16 protein-coding genes, 1 tRNA gene and 1 riboswitch are annotated in these 17,281 nt (G+C 62.3%); of the genes, 6 read left to right on the forward strand and 11 right to left on the reverse strand.

Features of this window, described 5'->3' with window-relative positions:
• The 4 genes from cobO to M727_RS0132990 all read right to left on the reverse strand — a co-directional run.
• Window positions 1–564, reverse strand: a 564-nt coding sequence (cobO, locus tag M727_RS0132975; protein WP_027156060.1) for a cob(I)yrinic acid a,c-diamide adenosyltransferase, incomplete at its 3' end; no start/stop codon positions are given.
• 1 nt (window position 565) lies between these two features.
• Window positions 566–1,093: a bifunctional adenosylcobinamide kinase/adenosylcobinamide-phosphate guanylyltransferase gene (gene cobU / locus M727_RS0132980; protein WP_027156061.1), complete on the reverse strand. Its 528-nt coding sequence runs from the start codon at window positions 1,091–1,093 to the stop codon at window positions 566–568.
• Window positions 1,086–1,850: a CbtA family protein gene (locus tag M727_RS0132985; RefSeq protein WP_027156062.1), complete on the reverse strand. Its 765-nt coding sequence runs from the start codon at window positions 1,848–1,850 to the stop codon at window positions 1,086–1,088. Before M727_RS0132985 ends, cobU begins: the two co-directional genes overlap by 8 nt.
• Window positions 1,851–1,865: 15 nt before the next feature.
• Complete coding sequence (locus M727_RS0132990; protein ID WP_027156063.1) at window positions 1,866–2,045, reverse strand: CbtB domain-containing protein; 180 nt, start codon at window positions 2,043–2,045, stop codon at window positions 1,866–1,868.
• Between the two features lie 36 nt (window positions 2,046–2,081).
• Window positions 2,082–2,292, reverse strand: a riboswitch (cobalamin riboswitch).
• A gap of 344 nt (window positions 2,293–2,636) precedes the next feature.
• Between M727_RS0132990 and M727_RS0132995 the strand changes: the two genes are divergently transcribed.
• Window positions 2,637–3,629: a DUF1624 domain-containing protein gene (locus tag M727_RS0132995; RefSeq protein WP_027156064.1), complete on the forward strand. Its 993-nt coding sequence runs from the start codon at window positions 2,637–2,639 to the stop codon at window positions 3,627–3,629.
• Complete coding sequence (locus M727_RS0133000) at window positions 3,626–4,117, forward strand: isoprenylcysteine carboxylmethyltransferase family protein (RefSeq protein WP_027156065.1); 492 nt, start codon at window positions 3,626–3,628, stop codon at window positions 4,115–4,117. The genes M727_RS0132995 and M727_RS0133000 overlap by 4 nt, the downstream gene beginning before the upstream one ends.
• A gap of 66 nt (window positions 4,118–4,183) precedes the next feature.
• On the opposite strand, the gene M727_RS0133005 is transcribed toward M727_RS0133000, so the two are convergent.
• Both M727_RS0133005 and mgtE read right to left on the reverse strand, forming a co-directional pair.
• A complete protein-coding gene (locus M727_RS0133005; protein ID WP_023685221.1) occupies window positions 4,184–4,570 on the reverse strand; it encodes a MerR family DNA-binding transcriptional regulator in 387 nt (128 codons plus the stop codon).
• Between the two features lie 136 nt (window positions 4,571–4,706).
• On the reverse strand, window positions 4,707–6,119 hold the full coding sequence (gene mgtE, locus M727_RS0133010; RefSeq protein ID WP_027156066.1) for a magnesium transporter: 1,413 nt from the start codon (window positions 6,117–6,119) through the stop codon (window positions 4,707–4,709).
• 397 nt (window positions 6,120–6,516) lie between these two features.
• Between mgtE and M727_RS0133015 the strand changes: the two genes are divergently transcribed.
• Both M727_RS0133015 and M727_RS0133020 read left to right on the forward strand, forming a co-directional pair.
• The gene (locus M727_RS0133015) at window positions 6,517–7,848 is read left to right on the forward strand and encodes a glycosyltransferase (RefSeq protein ID WP_027156067.1); all 1,332 of its coding nucleotides are present in this window, start codon (window positions 6,517–6,519) and stop codon (window positions 7,846–7,848) included.
• Window positions 7,845–8,612 (forward strand): HAD-IIB family hydrolase, encoded by a 768-nt coding sequence (locus M727_RS0133020; RefSeq protein ID WP_027156068.1) that lies wholly within the window; start codon window positions 7,845–7,847, stop codon window positions 8,610–8,612. The genes M727_RS0133015 and M727_RS0133020 overlap by 4 nt, the downstream gene beginning before the upstream one ends.
• A gap of 28 nt (window positions 8,613–8,640) precedes the next feature.
• Here the strand turns inward: M727_RS0133020 and M727_RS0133025 are convergent, their stop codons facing one another.
• Entirely contained in the window at window positions 8,641–10,353 is a 1,713-nt protein-coding gene (locus M727_RS0133025; protein ID WP_027156069.1) for a GH32 C-terminal domain-containing protein, read from the reverse strand.
• A 410-nt stretch (window positions 10,354–10,763) separates the two neighbouring features.
• Here M727_RS0133025 and M727_RS0133030 point away from each other — a divergent pair, with 410 nt between their 5' ends.
• Window positions 10,764–11,702 (forward strand): dihydrodipicolinate synthase family protein, encoded by a 939-nt coding sequence (locus M727_RS0133030; RefSeq protein WP_027156070.1) that lies wholly within the window; start codon window positions 10,764–10,766, stop codon window positions 11,700–11,702.
• Window positions 11,703–11,972: 270 nt separating this feature from the next.
• Here M727_RS0133030 and M727_RS0133035 read toward each other — a convergent pair.
• A tRNA-Leu gene (locus M727_RS0133035) sits at window positions 11,973–12,057 on the reverse strand.
• A gap of 180 nt (window positions 12,058–12,237) precedes the next feature.
• Here M727_RS0133035 and lipB point away from each other — a divergent pair.
• The gene (lipB, locus tag M727_RS0133040; protein ID WP_027156071.1) at window positions 12,238–12,981 is read left to right on the forward strand and encodes a lipoyl(octanoyl) transferase LipB; all 744 of its coding nucleotides are present in this window, start codon (window positions 12,238–12,240) and stop codon (window positions 12,979–12,981) included.
• Window positions 12,982–13,551: 570 nt separating this feature from the next.
• Here the strand turns inward: lipB and M727_RS0133050 are convergent.
• The 3 genes from M727_RS0133050 to proS are packed head-to-tail and all read right to left on the reverse strand — an operon-like array spanning window position 13,552 to window position 16,843.
• Entirely contained in the window at window positions 13,552–14,235 is a 684-nt protein-coding gene (locus M727_RS0133050; protein ID WP_027156073.1) for an ABC transporter ATP-binding protein, read from the reverse strand.
• Window positions 14,232–15,518: a lipoprotein-releasing ABC transporter permease subunit gene (locus M727_RS0133055; protein ID WP_027156074.1), complete on the reverse strand. Its 1,287-nt coding sequence runs from the start codon at window positions 15,516–15,518 to the stop codon at window positions 14,232–14,234. Before M727_RS0133055 ends, M727_RS0133050 begins: the two co-directional genes overlap by 4 nt.
• Window positions 15,515–16,843 carry a proline--tRNA ligase gene (gene proS / locus M727_RS0133060; RefSeq protein ID WP_027156075.1) on the reverse strand — a complete coding sequence of 443 codons (1,329 nt, stop codon included), beginning with the start codon at window positions 16,841–16,843 and terminating at the stop codon, window positions 15,515–15,517. Before proS ends, M727_RS0133055 begins: the two co-directional genes overlap by 4 nt.
• Between the last annotated feature and the right edge of the window lie 438 nt (window positions 16,844–17,281).

The raw sequence follows: 17,281 nt of genomic DNA on the forward strand, positions 1-17,281 counted from the left end.
GGTCACGCCCATCTCGGTGACCAGATCGGCCGCATCGACCAGCGCCGGCTTGGCGTTGCGGCCGGTGACGACGATATGCAGGTTTTCGCGCCGGCCCTTCAGCGCCGCCACCACCGTGTCGAGATCGAGATAGTCGTAGCGCAGCGCGATGTTCAATTCGTCGAGCACCAGAAGGCTGATCGATGGATCGGCCATCAGCTCGAGCACCTTGGCCCAGGCAGCCTCGGCGGCGGCGATGTCGCGCTTCAGATCCTGCGTTTCCCAGGTAAAACCCTCGCCCATCGTGTGCCAGACGACCCGGTCGCCGAAAGCGGCAAAGGCGTCCTTCTCGCCGGTATGCCATTTGCCCTTGATGAACTGGACGACGCCGACGCGCCTGCCGTAGCCGAGCATCCTCAGCGCCAGCCCGAAGGCGGCAGTGGTCTTGCCCTTGCCGGGCCCGGTGTTGACGATCAGCAGTCCCTTCTCGACTGTCTTGGCCGCGACCTCGGCGTCCTGCACCGCCTTGCGCTTGGCCATCTTGGCGCGGTGGCGTTCCTCGTCCCTGTCGTCGATATCGGTCATATCACTTCACCTTGAGCGGCAGTCCCGCAACCATCAGCAGCACCGTGCCGGCGACGGCGGCGACCTGCTGGTTGAGCCGGCCGGCGGCATCGCGAAACCGGCGGGCAAGCGCATTATCGGGCACGATGCCCTGCCCGACCTCGTTGGAAACCACGAACCACGGCCCGCGCGGCCGCGACAGCACATCCGCCAGCCCTCGGCATTCGGCCTCAATGTCGCGTTGGGCCAGCATGTGGTTGGACAGCCACAGCGTCAGGCAGTCGATCAGGACGGGCCGGCAGTCAGGCAGCGCCTCGATCGCGCCGACGAGATCGAGCGGCGCGTCGACGGTCGTCCAGCCCTCGCCGCGCCGTGCCCGGTGCAGCGCGATGCGTTCGCGCATCTCGTCGTCATAGGCTTGCGCCGTAGCGATATAGGCCCACGGCGCCGGACAGGCCGTCACCAGGCTTTCGGCATGCGCGCTCTTGCCCGAGCGTGCACCGCCGACGACCAGGGTCAGCTTGCTGCCTGGAGCAGCGCGATCAGGCAAGGCTGTCGCGCAGGCCGGTTGCGGCGCCGGTCAAGCGGCCGCGCACCAAGCCGACGACAGCGCCGAGCACCAGCCAGAACACCAGATTGGTCAGCGTCACCGCCACCACGAACTGGTGGTGCAGGCCTTCCGGGATCGGCGATTCGAAACTGTCGGGCTGCGGCGCGCCGACAATATGCGGCGCCACGATCAACGCCACGGCAAGAATGGCCAGCGGCAGCGATTTGCGAAAAGCGAGCAGCCCGAGACCGGCCGCGGTCGCCACTACGGTCGCCGTCCACCAGATCTGGCGCTGGGTGAGATCGGCCGCCGGCATCGCCGGCAGTTCGGGCGGCAGGCCAAGGTTCGGGGCCAGCGTGAACACGGCAAAGCCTGCAAGGCCCCAGAACATACCCTGACGCCCATTGCCGATGCCGCCGGCGAACTCCGAAGCGGCGACCAGGATCAGCGCAAAGCCGATGCCGGTGACGACGTTGGCAACGACGTTGAAGGCGAAGCGCTCGAAGCCATCGGCCGGCGCCCAGCCTTCCTCTTCCGCGGTGGCTGCTTCAGCCGGCACGGCGCTGCTCGTGGCATTGCTGCCTGCTGCGGCCGGCGCCAAACCATGGTCATGCGTGTGACCACCGCCGGCCTGTTCGTAGACTTCCGCCTTGAGGATGAGTGGCACCGTGGCGTAAGCCTGCATGCAGGCGAGAACGACGCCGGCCACAAGCCCTGCGATCGCCGCGATGAACACGACGTTGCGAAACAGTGTCATGGTGTCAGCCCCTCGTCAGTGGCAGGGAAAGCCCATCGAATGGCGATAGTCGTGAGCGGCATTGTGGACCGCATCGATATGCGAGAAGCCGACAAAGCCCATGACGAAAACGCCGAGAACTGCAGCAAGCGCCAACTGCACGAAACGCGACTGCGAGGAGACGGAAGCGCCGAGCGAGACGGAAGCGGTATTCATGTCTTGTCCTTTCGCCCTCCACCCGAGGGCATAGAAGTCAGTTCTCCTGTCGCCGGCAGGTCTCCTGGCTCGCGGATCAGCGCCCTTCCCCACCTTCCCGAAGAAGCTCTTCCCGAAGAAAATCTTCAGTGGCATATGGAGAGGACTACCGCACACAGTTGCGGGGGCAGCCACGGCATCGGGCGAATTTTGCCCCTACCGCATTCCCTCTTGGTTCCAAAACGGAACCGACGACGGCTGCGACTATAGGCAGAATCGCCGCGCCCGGCAAACCAAATTCCGCCAGCTAGCAGCGCGAATGCGCCGTCAAGGTAATCGTTTCTCGTGGGCTCTTCCTTCTCCCCTTGTGGGAGACGGTGGCCTCGCGAAGCGAGGTCGGATGAGGGGTGTTCCAGCTTGGCACCAACAGCACTCCGGCCAGCACCCCTCAACCGTCTTGGCGCTGCGCGCCAATCCACCTTCTCCCACAAGGGTGTTTGGACTGGGGACATCGCGAACAAAGGGGAGAAGGGAAGAGGGCGGCGCCTGTCTTCTTTTGTCCGGGGCAACCATGATAATCGTCTTGCAGCACTGAAACAGAATTGCGAGACCATGACCATTCCTACGCCGGCCGTTCAGCACCGATCAAAGCGCATCATCGCCATCGACGTCGCCCGCGGCATCGCTTTGCTTGCCATGGCGAGTTACCATTTCACCTGGGATCTCGAATTCTTCGGCTACACCGATCCCGGCCTGACTGCCTTTGGCTGGTGGAAATTCTACGCGCGCTGCATCGCTTCGACCTTCCTGTTCCTGGTCGGCGTCAGCCTGTTCCTCGGCCATGGCAAGCAAATCCGCTGGAACGGCTTCTGGAAACGATTCGCCATGGTCGGCGGGGCGGCGCTCGCCATATCGGCCGCCACAAGGCTTGCCACACCAGACAGTTTCATCTTCTTCGGCATCCTGCACGAGATCGCGCTGGCCAGCCTGCTCGGCCTGGCGTTTCTGCGGCTGCCGGCGCTGCTGACGCTGGTTGTCGCAGCTTTCGTCATCACCGCGCCGCTTTACCTCAGGTCCGAGATCTTCGATCATCCGGCCCTGTGGTGGGTCGGTCTGTCGGCAACCAACCCGCGCTCCAACGATTATGTCCCGCTGTTTCCATGGTTCGGCGCTGTGCTTGTCGGCATCGCAGCGGCAAAGCTTGCCTTCGCCTCCGGCGTGCTGACGCGGCTGGCGGGCCTGGCGCCCGGCCGCTGGACTAATCCGCTGGTTTTTATCGGCCGGCACAGCCTCGCCTTCTATCTGATCCACCAGCCGGTGCTGATCGGCTCGCTCTGGCTGTTTTCGCAAGTCATGCCGGCAGCCGTCGAAACCAGGCCGGTCACCTTCCTCAAAGAGTGCCAGGCATCGTGCGAGCAATCGCGCGACACGGAGTTCTGCAGCAGCTATTGTGTCTGCATGCTCGATACGCTCGAGGGCGAGGCCACGCTTGATCGGCTCTACCGCAACGACCAGGCTGCGGAATGGAAGGCGCATCTCGACGATCTCGCCGGCGCCTGCACTGCCAAAGCCGACGGCACTTTGATGGAGGGAGGAGCACAATGACCGACCATCAGCAGAAACCGGGCCAGCAAAAACCGGGGTTTATACCTTGGCCGCCGCTGATCTATGTCGCGGCCATCGCCGTCAGCATCGCGCTTGGCTTGCTTTATCCGCTGCCATGGATCGGCGGCCTTTTGGGCCACATCCTGTTCGCGGCCGGCTGGGTGGCATTGTTCGGCGTCGTCGCACTCTGGTTCACGGCGATCCGCATCATGATCCGGGCAAAGACGACGCTCCACCCGAACGCCGTGCCGGACCATCTGGTTACATCGGGCCCCTTCGCCGTCAGCCGCAATCCGATCTATCTGGCAAACACGCTGCTGATGATCGGCGTCGCCCTTATCTCGGGGAACGTATGGTTCCTGCCGCTGGCGATCATCGCCGCCTTCGCAACGCAGAAAATGGCGATCGAGGGCGAGGAAAAGGTTCTGGCAACGAAATTCGGCAAGAAATACCGGGATTACGCGAAAACGGTGCGGCGCTGGATTTGAGGCGGCAAGGTCTTTTTCAGAATTCGCTCTGGCTGGCCGCCAGAGTAGAATTATCAAAAAGGCCGATCAGGTGTTGACGCCAAGCTCCACCAGCCGCTCGACGCAGGATTCCTCGGCCTGGTCGAGTTCAGCCAGGGTTTCTTCGAGGTCGCGGCGCTTCTGGCGCAGATCCTCGCGCTTTTCCTCGATGCGCTTGATCATCAGGTTGAGCTGACCGACCTCGCCGGGCGGCTCCTTGTACATCTGGATGATTTCGCGGATCTCGTTGATCGAAAAGCCGAGCCTCTTGCCGCGCATGATCTGGCGGATGAGATGCCGGTCCGACGGGCGAAACAGCCGCGTGCGGCCGCGCCGCACCGGCTGCACCAGCCCCTCGTCCTCGTAGAAGCGCAGCGTCCGCGTCGAAACGTCGAATTCGCGGGTCAGTTCGGTTATCGAATAATATTCCCGCATCATCACTCCAAATGCCCGGCCGCGCTGCGAGTTCCAACCATGCGGCCTCGCTATCCGCACGCGTGTCAGAATCGGCCAGAGGCTGTTCCAAAATCTCGCATGGCATTTACGTAAAAGTCAATTGAGCGGGCGTCGCTCACACGCCGAACCACCATGTGGCGAGGCCGAGAAAGGCAAAGAAGCCGACGACGTCGGTGACCGTCGTGACGAAGACCGCCGAAGCCACGGCCGGGTCGATCTTGAACCGGTCGAGCAGCAGCGGGATCAGGATGCCGGCAAGTGCGGCCACGAACATGTTGATGATCATCGCCGCGGCGATGATGCCGCCCAGATTGGGATCGCGGAACCAGGCGGCCGCGACGATGCCGATCAGGATGGCGAAGATGATGCCGTTGATGAAGCCCACCCCCATCTCGCGGCGGATGATGCGGCCGGCATTGTAGATGTCGAGGTCCCTGGTCGCCAGCGCCCGCACCGTGACCGTCATGGTCTGCGAGCCGGCATTGCCGCCCATGCCCGCGACGATTGGCATCAGCACCGCCAGCGCCACGATGTGCTCGATCGTGCGGTCGAATAGGCCGATCACCGAGGCCGCCAGGAATGCCGTCAAAAGGTTGACGAGCAGCCACGGAACGCGCGAGCGCGAGGTCGAAAGGATGCTGTCCGACAATTCTTCGTCGCCGACACCGCCCATGCGCAGCAGATCCTCCTCGGCTTCCTGCTGGATGACGTCGACCACGTCGTCGATGGTCAGCACGCCGACCAGCCGCTCGTTCTCGTCGACGACGGCAGCGGAGAGAAGGTCGTATTGTTCGAATTCGCGCGCCGCCTCCTCCTGGTCCATCGTCGCCGGAATGGCGTGCCTGGTCTCATGCATCACCTCTTCGACCTTGATCGAGCGCTTGGTGCGCAGGATCTGGTCGAGGTCGATGGCGCCGAGCAGCTTGAAGCTCGGATCGATGACGAAAATCTGGCTGAAGCGGTCGGGAAGGTTGTTGTCCTCGCGCATGTAGTCGATGGTCTGGCCGATCGTCCAGAATGGCGGCACCGCGACGAACTCGGTCTGCATGCGGCGGCCGGCGGTCTCTTCGGGATAGTCGAGCGAGCGGCGCAGCCTGATCCGCTCGGTGAACGGCAGTTGCGACAGGATCTCGTCCTGGTCTTCCTTTTCGAGATCCTCGAGAATGTAGACCGCGTCGTCGGAATCGAGGTCCTGCACCCCCTGGGCAATCTGGGCGTTGGGCAGGCTTTCCACGATGTCGCGGCGGATAGCCTCGTCGACCTCGGTCAGCGCGGAAAAATCGAAATCGGCGCCCAACAATTCGACCAGCGCGCGGCGCTGTTCTGGATGAAGCGCCTCGATCAGGTCGCCGAGTTCCGATTGGTGCAGGTCGTCGACTTCACGCTTTAGCGTCAGCGTGTCGCGATCGGCGATCGCGGCGCCGATCTGGGCAAGGAACGACGACAGAATGGCGCCATCCTCGCCATAGATGTCGGCGCTGTCCTCAGCGGTCCTGGCGCCGGTCGTCTGTTCGTCCTGGCCTTCCACAAGCGCCTCCCGCCATTCAGAATTCCGGAAAAGCTGCGTGTCAGGTCTAGCGCATGACCATGAAAATCGGAATCGATTTCCAGAAAGGATCATGAGCAGCGTCAAATTGCTACAGCGTCTGTCAGATTTCGAAGTCGATGTCAGCCGGCGCAATCATCCACCAATCGCACAACGTCTTCGGCTCTCCCATAAGCGTCGCGCCGAGGCTCCTCGGTATGTTCCCTATCGGCGTCTCTGGGGGCTACCATTGCGGGCGGAGTCAATATTCTCACCGACGTGCCACCAGCCTGGCGGCCGCCTGGCGCTTTCGACATTTGCGGATGGCGGCTGGAAACCTTATATAACCCAACTTGTGCATGCTGCGGCGTGCGCAGATCAATCGTAGAGAAGGATACAGATGCCGGACTCGGATGCGGCGATACCTCGAATTGCTCTCATTTCCACCCACGGCTACGTAGCAGCCAACCCGCCACTGGGCGCGGCCGATACCGGCGGCCAGGTGGTCTATGTCCTGGAACTTGCCAAAAAGCTGGCCCAGTTGGGTTATGCCGTCGATATCTGGACGCGACGATTTGAAGACCAGCCTCCTGTCGATGAAGTGGCCGACGGGGTTCGCGTCCTGCGTGTCGCCTGTGGCGGACCCGATTTTATTCCGAAGGAATATCTCCACCGCCACCTTCTCGAGTGGTGTGAAAACGCACTGCGGCTGATTCGCCGGGAAAACCTCTCCTACGACTTCATCAACAGTCACTACTGGGATGCGGGCGTAGCGGGGCAGCGACTGTCAGAAGCGCTCAATATCCCGCACATCCATACGCCGCATTCGCTCGGCATCTGGAAGCAGCGCCAGATGAAGACGGACTACCCTGACAAGGCCGATACTTTCGAGGCCGAGTTCAATTTCACCGAGCGCATCAAGCACGAGACGATCATCTATCGAAGCTGCGCCATGGTGATCGCAACGACGCCGCCGCAGGTCGACATGCTGGTCGAGGACTACAGCCTCGAGCGCGACCGCGTGCACATGATCCCGCCCGGTTACGACGACAACCGCTTCTTCCCGGTCAGCGAGGCGTCTCGCCGGTTGATCCGCCATCGGCTCGGCTTCGAAGGGCGAACGGTCCTGGCGCTCGGCCGGCTCGCCACCAATAAGGGCTACGACCTGCTGATCGATGCGTTTTCCGTGGTGGCGCCGCGTGTGCCGGATGCGGTCCTGAGGCTCGCTGTCGGCGGCGAGAACATGGACGAGCAGGAACAGAAGATCCTCAACCAGCTCAAGCAACAGGTCGAGCAGCTAGGCTTGCAGGATCGTGTCGTCTTCTCCGGCTATGTCGCCGAGGAGGACCTGGCCGACACCTATCGGGCGGCGGACATGTTCGTCCTGTCGAGCCGCTACGAGCCGTTCGGCATGACCGCGATCGAGGCAATGGCCTGCGGAACGCCGACAGTGGTCACGATCCATGGCGGCCTCTATCGCGGGATCAGCTATGGCCGGCATGCGCTTTTTGGCGATCCGTTCGACAAGGAAGATCTCGGCATCACCATCGTCAAGCCGATGAAGCACCAGCGCCTTCACGGCCGCCTGGGCCGCATGGGCGCGCACAAGGCGCGCAGCCTGTTCACCTGGACCGGCATCGCGCAGCAGCTGGTCAGCCTTGTCGAAGGCCGTCCGGTGCTGAAGGCGGTCGACGATCATGACTGGGACGAGCCGTGGAACGACGGCGATTGAAACCGATCGCGCTTTTGTCGAGTGATCTCGACGGGACCCTGGCGGGCGATGCGCCGGCGACGTCACGCTTTCGATCAAAATGGCAAGCGCTCGATCCCGAGCACCGGCCGGTTCTCGTCTACAACAGCGGTCGCCTGGCCGATGATATTTTGAACTTCGTCGACGAAGTCGGCCTGCCGGCGCCGGACTATGTGATCGGCGGTGTCGGCACGATGCTCGCCGGTCCGCGGCACACCCCGCGCCTCGCACATTTTCCTGAATTGAGCCACTTTGCCCAGAGGTTTTCGGAAGGCTGGTCGCTTGACAAGGTCGATGCGGTGCTCGGGTCGCTCAAAGACACCGTCCGCCAGCCCGACGGCTATCAGCACGCCTTCAAATCGAGCTGGTACCTGCTCGATGCAAGTCCGGAAGCCCTTGCCAGCATCGAGCGTGCTCTGGCCGAGGCCGGCCTGTCGGTGACGATGGTCTATTCGAGCGGACGCGATCTCGACATCCTGCCGCGCTCAGCAGACAAGGGCCAGGCGCTGGCCTGGCTCTGCAATGAGCTCGGCATCGGCCTCGATGAGGTGGTCGTCGCCGGCGATACCAACAATGATCGCAGCATGTTCGAGCTGCCCGGTGCGCGCGGGATTGTCGTCGCCAATGCCCTTCCCGAACTGCTTGACATGGCGCGGGACAACTCGCTGATCTACAGCGCGAAAACGCCGTTCGCCCTTGGCGTCGTCGAAGGCCTCGTTCATTGGTCGGTGTTTGCGGACGCCTGATCCTGAGCTGGGAATATTTATCTCGTTGTCACGGTTTGAGGGCCCATACCGTCGCGTGTAGAATGGCGCCCGTTTCGGCGATGAGACGTGCCGATTGCACCGGCTCAAACCCGCTGATCCGTTTCGTGCCAGCCCAACGACCGCGATCCGCAAAAACCTCGATCGATCCGTAGTCGAGGAATATCCGCAGCCGTTTTGGACGGGCTCCCTTGGCAATATAGTGAGGGGATGCCGCTGCGTCGTCTCCATGACGAATGGCAAGTCCCTCGTCGTCGACGACAACCTCGAGCCGGACGGTTGGATGTTGCAGCTTCAAGTGGAAATGGGCACCCGGCTTTTCGAGCTCGAACAGGATTTCGACGGCGCCGTTGATAAAGCTTACCTGCTCTCCGGCTGCGAGGCGTGTCCGGTCCAGAATATGGCTCCGCAGGCTCTCGGCAGCGCCGATGGGCGGGGTGTGCAACTCGCCTGCAGACAGATGGATATTGCGAGGCAACGTCATGGCTGTGGGAAAATCGATCGCCGGTCCGGTGTCGGCCCAGTTGGCAAGCCAGCCTATGCCAACAATGGCATCGCCGTCGGCGAAGGCCTGGAAGGCGTAATTATCCGTCCCGAAGTCCAGTTCCTGTTCGAATTCCTTGGCAAAGGTCCTACCATCGAACCAGCCGACAATGGCCATTGTCAGGTTCTTGCGCCGGGTCGACTGGTCCTCACTGTTCATCAGCCCGAGAATCAGAACCCAGCGCGTCGCGGGATCGGTCGCAGGCCCGTCGAGCGGCAGCAGACAGGGGCATTCGATCGCCGTCGTCCGATAGTGCTTCTCGACCAGAAGCTTGCCGACATACGTCCATCCAGTGGCGGCCGTATGGTCACGGGTTTCGTAGAGCAGGACAACGCCGCCTTCATCGCTCTGGCTGCCCAGCAGCATTTTCCAAAGGCCATCCGGTCCCCTGAAGACGTATGGGTCACGAAAATCCGCTGTCAATCCCTGGTCAAGCGGGCGGTATGGCAGGATGACGTGCGCGTCTCCCGCCATGATGAGGTCGCTGGAAGTGGCCGTGAGTTGGATCTGCTGTTCCGGGATACGGTCCTGTACCTGCTCGGTGAAAAAGACGCGTATGCCCGGGCCATCGGCAAGCGGGATGGCCGAGCCGGAATAGGCGCCGCCCCGTTTGTCGGGCCTTGCGGTGAGATCTTCCGATGGAAACAGGAAGATGGGCATGTGGCGCCATCGCAAATAATCCGAAGAGACGGCGTGCCCCCAATGCATCGTGTTCCAGCGAAGCCCATGCGAATAATGCTGATAGAACAGATGTGGGCGGCCTCCAAACCGGCCAAATCCGTTCGGATCGTTCATCCAGCCGAACGGCGGACGAAAATGATAGCTGTCGGGGATGTTCGGTGGGGCATTTCCCGGATTGGTGTGGAGAACTGTAATGCCTGTCTCCAGTACGTCGGCCAATGCGAACCAGTAGGCAACCGAAACCGAGGTCTGATCCGCATCGTAATCCAGTTCGACACTGCCGCCGCCGAAGACGTGGAAAATTCTGAATTCATGCTCTTCGGCGTTCGCGACGCTCACCTCGCCGAACTTGCCACGGACGTTGGAAAACGACAGCGAGCCTGGAACGTCCGGCCTGGTCGCCTTGAGCCAGATATGGAAGGTGGCGTTGACCGGCAGATCGGCATGCAGGCTTCGAATGGTGTTCCCTGCCGCAATCCTTACCTGGCTGTCACTCATAAATATGGCTCCGTTGCGTGCGGCTTTCCCAGGTAAAACCGGATGCTCGACCTGGAATGCATTGCAGAAGGTTAAGGCTGGATTTTGACTTTGGCAAAGTCATTCCCCAGGATCGACAGTCCTTGAGGTCAATCGCCGCACGGATCGCCGCCTGCAACTGCTGAACTCGCGGCGTAAGAAGGTTGACGGCTCGCAGAGCATGATTGCATTGTCCGACGGCGCAACACCTTCTCTTTTCCGCGGGTTTCGACCCGCGGCGCAATCCCGTGCAGCCATTGTCCAGATCGGCCAACCAGTCGTCCGCATACGATGGAACGACGAACGGGACCCCGCCCGTCCGGACCGACAGCCGGGTTGGATCGGACCGTCGGTCCTGCGCTATGATTGAAAGCTGGATTTAGGAGGAGCTCATGGCCATCGGCCCTGACACCAAAACCGTCTACACCATTGCCCCGACGCCGTTCGAGGCGGATGGCAAGATCGACTGGGAATCGCTTGATTCGATGGTCGATTTCTACGAGCGCTGCGGCGTCGATGGGATAACAATCCTCGGCATCATGGGTGAGGCCCCGAAGCTCGACGCCGGCGAATCGATCGAGATCGTCAAACGTGTCGTGGCGCGCACCAGGCTGCCGGTCATCGTCGGCGTCTCCGCCCCTGGCTTCGCCGCCATGCGCAGCCTTGCGCGCGCCGCGATGGAGCTTGGCGCGCAGGGCGTGATGATCGCGCCGCCGCCGGCGCTGCGCACCGACGACCAGATCGTCACCTACTTCCGCAACGCATCCGAAGCGGTCGGCGAGGATGTTCCTTTCGTCCTGCAGGATTATCCGCTGACCCTCTCGGTGATCATGACGCCGGCCGTCATCCGCCGCATCGTCACCGACAACCCGGCCTGCTTCATGCTCAAGCACGAGGACTGGCCGGGCCTGGACAAGATCAGCGCGCTGCGCGGCTTCCAGAAGGACGGCTCGCTGCGGCCGCTGTCCATCCTTACCGGTAATGGCGGCCTCTTTCTCGACTTCGAGATGGAGCGCGGCGCCGACGGCGCGATGACCGGCTATGCGTTCCCCGACATGCTGGTCGAAATGGTGAAACTGTCCGCCGCCGGCGAGCGCGACAAGGCGCACGATCTTTTCGACGCCCACCTGCCCTATCTGCGCTATGAGCAGCAACCCGGCGTGGGACTTGCGGTACGCAAATATGTGATGATGAAGCGCGGCGCCATCGCGTCGGACGCCCAGCGCAAGCCGGGCAGTGCGTTGTCGGCGACGGCCAGACAAGAGGTCGACTATTTGCTCATGCGGCTGGAAAGTCGCGTCCAGACTCAAGCCTCAAGACAACGAAACTAGTGGGCGATTTGCCGCGCAATCACATCAATATATAGCCGCGCATAAAAAAGCGCATTTTTGCCGAGCATTCCCATGTGTCCGTTTCGCGGCACGGTTCGGTCTTTGAAGCAGCTGGCATGTGATGGCGGGTCAAACCACGCGGTTAGTGCGCGGCATCCGCACCCAACCAGCAACGGGTTCGTGCAGGTTTCAGCTTGCACAAACAGCGTTGGAAGAACTGCGGCGAAACAGAAAATCGCACAATAAAAATAACAGCTTATTGGATAAAGCTGGTGCGGTCGAGAAGACTCGAACTTCCACGGGTTGCCCCACAGCGACCTCAACGCTGCGCGTCTACCAATTCCGCCACGACCGCACGTGGTAGGAGCCGGAACGAACCGGCTCGCGGCGTGTAGCAAATCGTTTCCGGCGAAACAAGGGCGCGTCGCGCAATAATTGCCCGGGCTTCGGCATAACCCTCCAAAGAGCTGAAACGCGCTCGCAACTGGACGTTTCAGCCGATTGCCGCCATATGTGGGGCGACACGAGACATGCCATGACAGAACGCAGCCAGATCGCCACGTCGTTCCTGCCCCTGCCCGGTTCGGCGCCGGTCGAATGGCGGATCGAACCCGGCCTCACCGCCTATCCAGATGCGCTTGCCGTGATGGAGGCGCGTGCCGAAGCGATCAGAGGCGGCGCCGCCGGTGAGATGGTCTGGCTGGTAGAGCACCCGCCGCTCTACACCGCCGGCACCAGTGCCCGAATCGAGGACCTGATCGAGCCCGACCGTTTCCCGGTGTTCGCAGCCGGGCGCGGCGGCGAATACACCTATCATGGGCCAGGCCAGCGGGTCGCTTATGTGATGCTCGACCTGAAGCGGCGGCGCGAGGATGTCCGCGCCTTCGTCGCGGCCCTTGAACAATGGATCATCGGCACGCTCGCCGCCTTCAACGTGCGCGGCGAACGGCGCGAGAACCGCGTCGGCGTCTGGGTGGTGCGGCCGGATCGCCCCGCCCTGCCCGACGGATCGCTCGCCGAGGACAAGATCGCCGCCATCGGCATCAGGCTGAGGCGCTGGGTGAGCTTTCACGGCATCGCCATCAATGTCGAGCCGGATCTCAGCCACTTCAGCGGCATCGTGCCGTGTGGCGTGCAGGACCACGGCGTCACCAGCCTCGTCGACCTCGGCCTTCCCTTGGGAATGGCCGATCTCGATCTCGCGCTGAAATCTGCCTTCGAGGATGTCTTCGGACCCGCCGCAGCTCTGCTTGTTGAAACGGCCCGCAAGGCCGGCTGACGAAGCGGCGCTGAACCCCGAGCTCCGATGCCGCCCCTCACCCCGCGAAGAACGAGGCGCGCTGCCTCACATCGCTCCGATCCAGATCGCCATGGAAATGAGAAACGTGCTCATGCAAACCAGAGACACGACATCCTGAACAAGACCGGTCATAACGCTCTCCTGTTTTCAGTATGTTCGTATTTTGTTCTGAATTTGTTCGGATGTCAACGGCGGCAATCCGAGCGTGGCACGGATTTCGGGCGATCAGTTCGGCACGGTTAAGGAAAGGTTGAGAGCGGGTTTCTCTGTTTCCGCGCTGGCTGCGTGCGGGGAAACACGGTCGCTGGTGATCAGCCCGTTAGGTGTGTCGAGATTCAGGTCAGGCCGCGCCGACAATGGTGGCTTCAGAGAACCGGAGCGGAGCGTACTTCAGTACGTGAGCCCACATGACCCCGAAATCAAGATCGATTTCGGGGTCATGCGCGAAATCAAAGTTCTACAGCGTCCTTTGCGCGCCCAAGAGGGCGCGCGGCGCTGTAGGGAAGCGCAGGAAACCGCCGTTCGCAGGCCGGCTGAATATCGAACCACCTAAAGCGGAACAACCTTGCCGTCGGCCAGCGTGACGCGACGGTCCATGCGCGAGGCAAGCTCGTGATTGTGGGTGGCGATCAGCGCCGCCAGGCCCGACTGCCGGACCAGCGCCCCCAGTGCCTCGAACACATAGGAGGCGGTGACCGGGTCGAGGTTGCCGGTCGGCTCGTCGGCGAGCAGCACCAGCGGCGCATTGGCGACGGCGCGCGCAATGGCGACGCGCTGTTGCTCGCCGCCGGACAGTTCCGACGGCCGGTGCTGCGCGCGCTTGCCGATCTGCATGTAATCGAGCAGTTGCGCCGACCGCTCGGCAGCCTCCTTGCGCGTCAGCCCTTTTATCAGCTGCGGCATCATGATGTTTTCCAACGCCGTGAACTCCGGCAGCAGGTGATGGAACTGATAGACGAAGCCGACATCGTTGCGACGGATCGCCGTGCGCTCGTCGTCGGAAAGCCGCCCGCAGGCGCGGCCGGCCAGAATGACATCGCCGGCGTCCGGCCGCTCCAGCAGTCCGGCGGTATGCAACAGCGTCGATTTGCCGGTGCCCGAAGGCGCCACCAGCGCCACGATCTCACCGCGCTTCAACGAAAAATCGGCGCCGTTGAGGATGGTCAGCTTGCGCGGCCCCTGGACATAATGCCGCTCGACGCTCCTCAGCTCGATTATGGCCTCGGCCATCATTCGTACCTCAGCGCTTCGACCGGATCGAGCCTGGCCGCGCGCCATGCCGGAAACAGAGTCGCCAGGAACGACAGCACCAGCGCCATCAGCACCACCGAGATCGTCTCGCTGGCGTCCATGCGGGCAGGCAACTGGCTCAGGAAGTAGAGCTCGGGATTGAACAGCCTTTCGCCGGCCAGCCAGGAGAAGAACTGGCGAATGCGCTCGACGTTCAGGCAGATAAGGACGCCGAGCAGGACGCCGGCAAGGGTGCCCACCACGCCGATCGCCGCCCCCGTCATCAGGAAGATGCGCAGGATCGCGCCGCGCGTGGCGCCCATGGTGCGCAGGATGGCGATATCGTGACCCTTGTCCTTCACCAGCATGATCAGCCCCGAAATGATGTTGAGCGCCGCGACCAGCACGATCAGCGTCAGGATCATGAACATGACGTTGCGCTCCACTTGCAGCGCATCGAAGAATGTCCGGTTTCGTTCTCGCCAGTCGACCATGGTGATCGGCCGCTGCGATGCCTCCTCGACCCTGGGCTTCAGCGCGTCGACATTGTCGGGATTGTCGACATAGATCTCGATCGCCTGGGCCCGGCCATCCATGTTGAAATAGAGCTGCGCTTCCGAAAACGGCATGTAGACGATGGAGCTGTCATATTCCGACATGCCGACCTCGAAGATCGCCGTGACCGGATAGCCTTTCATGCGCGGTGTCGTGCCGAGCGGCGTCACATCGCCGTCGGGCGCGATAAGCGTGATGGTGTCGCCGAGCACCAGACCGAGATTGTCGGCCATGCGGCTGCCGATGGCGACGCCCTCGCCTGTGTCGAAGCCGGCGATCGAGCCCTGCTTGATATTGTTGGCGACGATTGAAATCTTGCCCAGATCCTCGCCGTGTATGCCGCGCACCAGCGCCCCCGACCCGCCGCCGACATTGCCTTGCGCCAGCACCTGCCCGTCGATCAGCGGAATGGCGTATTGGACGCCGGGCACGCCGTTGATGCGGCCGGCGACCTGCGCATAGTCCTCCAGCGGCATGTCGAGCGGCTGCACGATCAGATGGCCGTTGACGCCGAGGATGCGCGTCAGAAGCTCGGCACGAAAGCCGTTCATGACAGCCATCACGACGATCAGCGTGGCGACGCCCAGCATGATGCCGAGGAACGAGATCGACGCAATGACGGAGATCACCGTCTCCTTGCGGCGCGAGCGCAGATAGCGCCACGCGACCATGCGTTCGAAGACGGAAAAAGCTCCGGCGGCCATGGGTTTAGCTGCTGCCGCTCCACTCATCCGGCAAGACCGAAGCGTTTCTTCACGTCCGCGATCGGCAGCGTCTCACGCTCGCCGTTCCTGCGGTTCTTGATCTCGACCTCGCCGGCGGCCACGCCGCGCGGCCCGACGATCACCTGCCACGGCAGTCCGATCAGGTCGGCTGTGGCGAACTTGCCGCCCGGCCGCTGGTCGGTGTCGTCGTAGAGCACGTCCTTGCCGACGGCGACAAACGCCGCATGGAGTTCCTCGCAGACGCGGTCGCAGTCGGCGTCGCCGGCTTTCATATTGATCAGGCCGATGTCGAAAGGCGCCACCGCCTCCGGCCAGATGATGCCGTTGTCGTCGTGGCTGGCCTCGATGATCGCCGCGACCAGCCGCGTCGGGCCGATGCCGTAGGAACCCCCGGAGGCAAAATGATCCTTGCCGTCGGGCCCGGTCACCTTGGCGCCCATCGGCTTGGAATATTTGTCGCCGAAATGGAAGATGTGGCCGACCTCGATGCCGCGCGCCGAGACCCGGTCGCTTGTCGCGACCTTCTCCCACGCCGCCTCGTCGTGCATCTCGTCGGTCGCCGCATAGGGCGTCGTCCATTTCTTGACGATGTCGCCGATCTCGGCATCGTTGGAGAAGTCCGTGTCCGCCCCCGGCACTTCAAGCGCGAGATAGTCGCGATGGCAATAGACCTGGCTCTCGCCGGTGTCGGCTAGGATGATGAATTCGTGGCTGAGGTCGCCGCCGATCGGCCCGGTGTCGGCACGCATCGGGATTGCCTGCAGCCCCATGCGCGTGAACGTCCTGAGATAGGACACGAACATCCTGTTATAGGCCGCCCTGGCGCCTTCGAAATCGAGATCGAAGGAATAGGCGTCCTTCATCAGGAACTCTCTGCTGCGCATGACGCCGAAGCGCGGCCGCACCTCGTCGCGGAATTTCCACTGGATGTGATAGAGATTGAGCGGCAGATCCTTGTAGGACTTCACATAGGCGCGGAAAATCTCGGTGACCACCTCCTCGTTGGTCGGTCCATAGAGCATGTCCCGATCCTGCCGGTCCTTGATGCGCAGCATCTCCTTGCCATAATCGTCATAGCGGCCGCTTTCGCGCCACAGCTCGGCCGACTGGATGGTCGGCATCAGGATCTCGAGCGCGCCGGCCCGGTCCTGCTCCTCGCGAACGATCCGGCAGACCTTGTCCAGCACCCTCTTGCCGAGCGGCAGCCAGGAAAAACTGCCTTGCCCCTGCTGGCGGATCATGCCGGCGCGCAGCATCAGCCGGTGCGAGACGATTTCGGCCTCGCGCGGATTTTCTTTAAGGATAGGCAGGAAATAGCGCGACAAACGCATGGACTGGTCCGTGAGAGAGAGGATTGCCGCACCGGAATCGGCGCAGCGCAGGCTTGCTTGCCCCGGCTTCATAGCCATTTCATGACGGAATGGAAACCCGCCCCCGCGCCAACTGGGCGCCCCATGGGGCGTCGCAAAGGCGCCGCAGTGCCGCGTTCGCCTTGCTGGTCGTTTCGCAAGCAACGCCTGCCATACTATTGTGCAGTGCAGCACGAGATTGCTTATTTCCGGGCAAAATTCTGCGTGACATTTTCACCCGGCTTGGTCTAATGTGCGCCGATAAACGAGAGGGCGGAAAGAAATCTGCTCTCCTACGCGGTCAAAGTCTTGGGAGGATGCGATCTAGGCGCGGTTACTCGCTGCCGCCGGATACCGGAAACAGATCGGACGCGTTTAAATTGCAAGGCCTCGTGCCTTGCATTTTTTTTGTGCAATCAT

It is taken from the genome of Mesorhizobium sp. WSM2561 (assembly GCF_000513915.1).
Classification (GTDB): Bacteria; Pseudomonadota; Alphaproteobacteria; order Rhizobiales; family Rhizobiaceae; genus Mesorhizobium; species Mesorhizobium muleiense.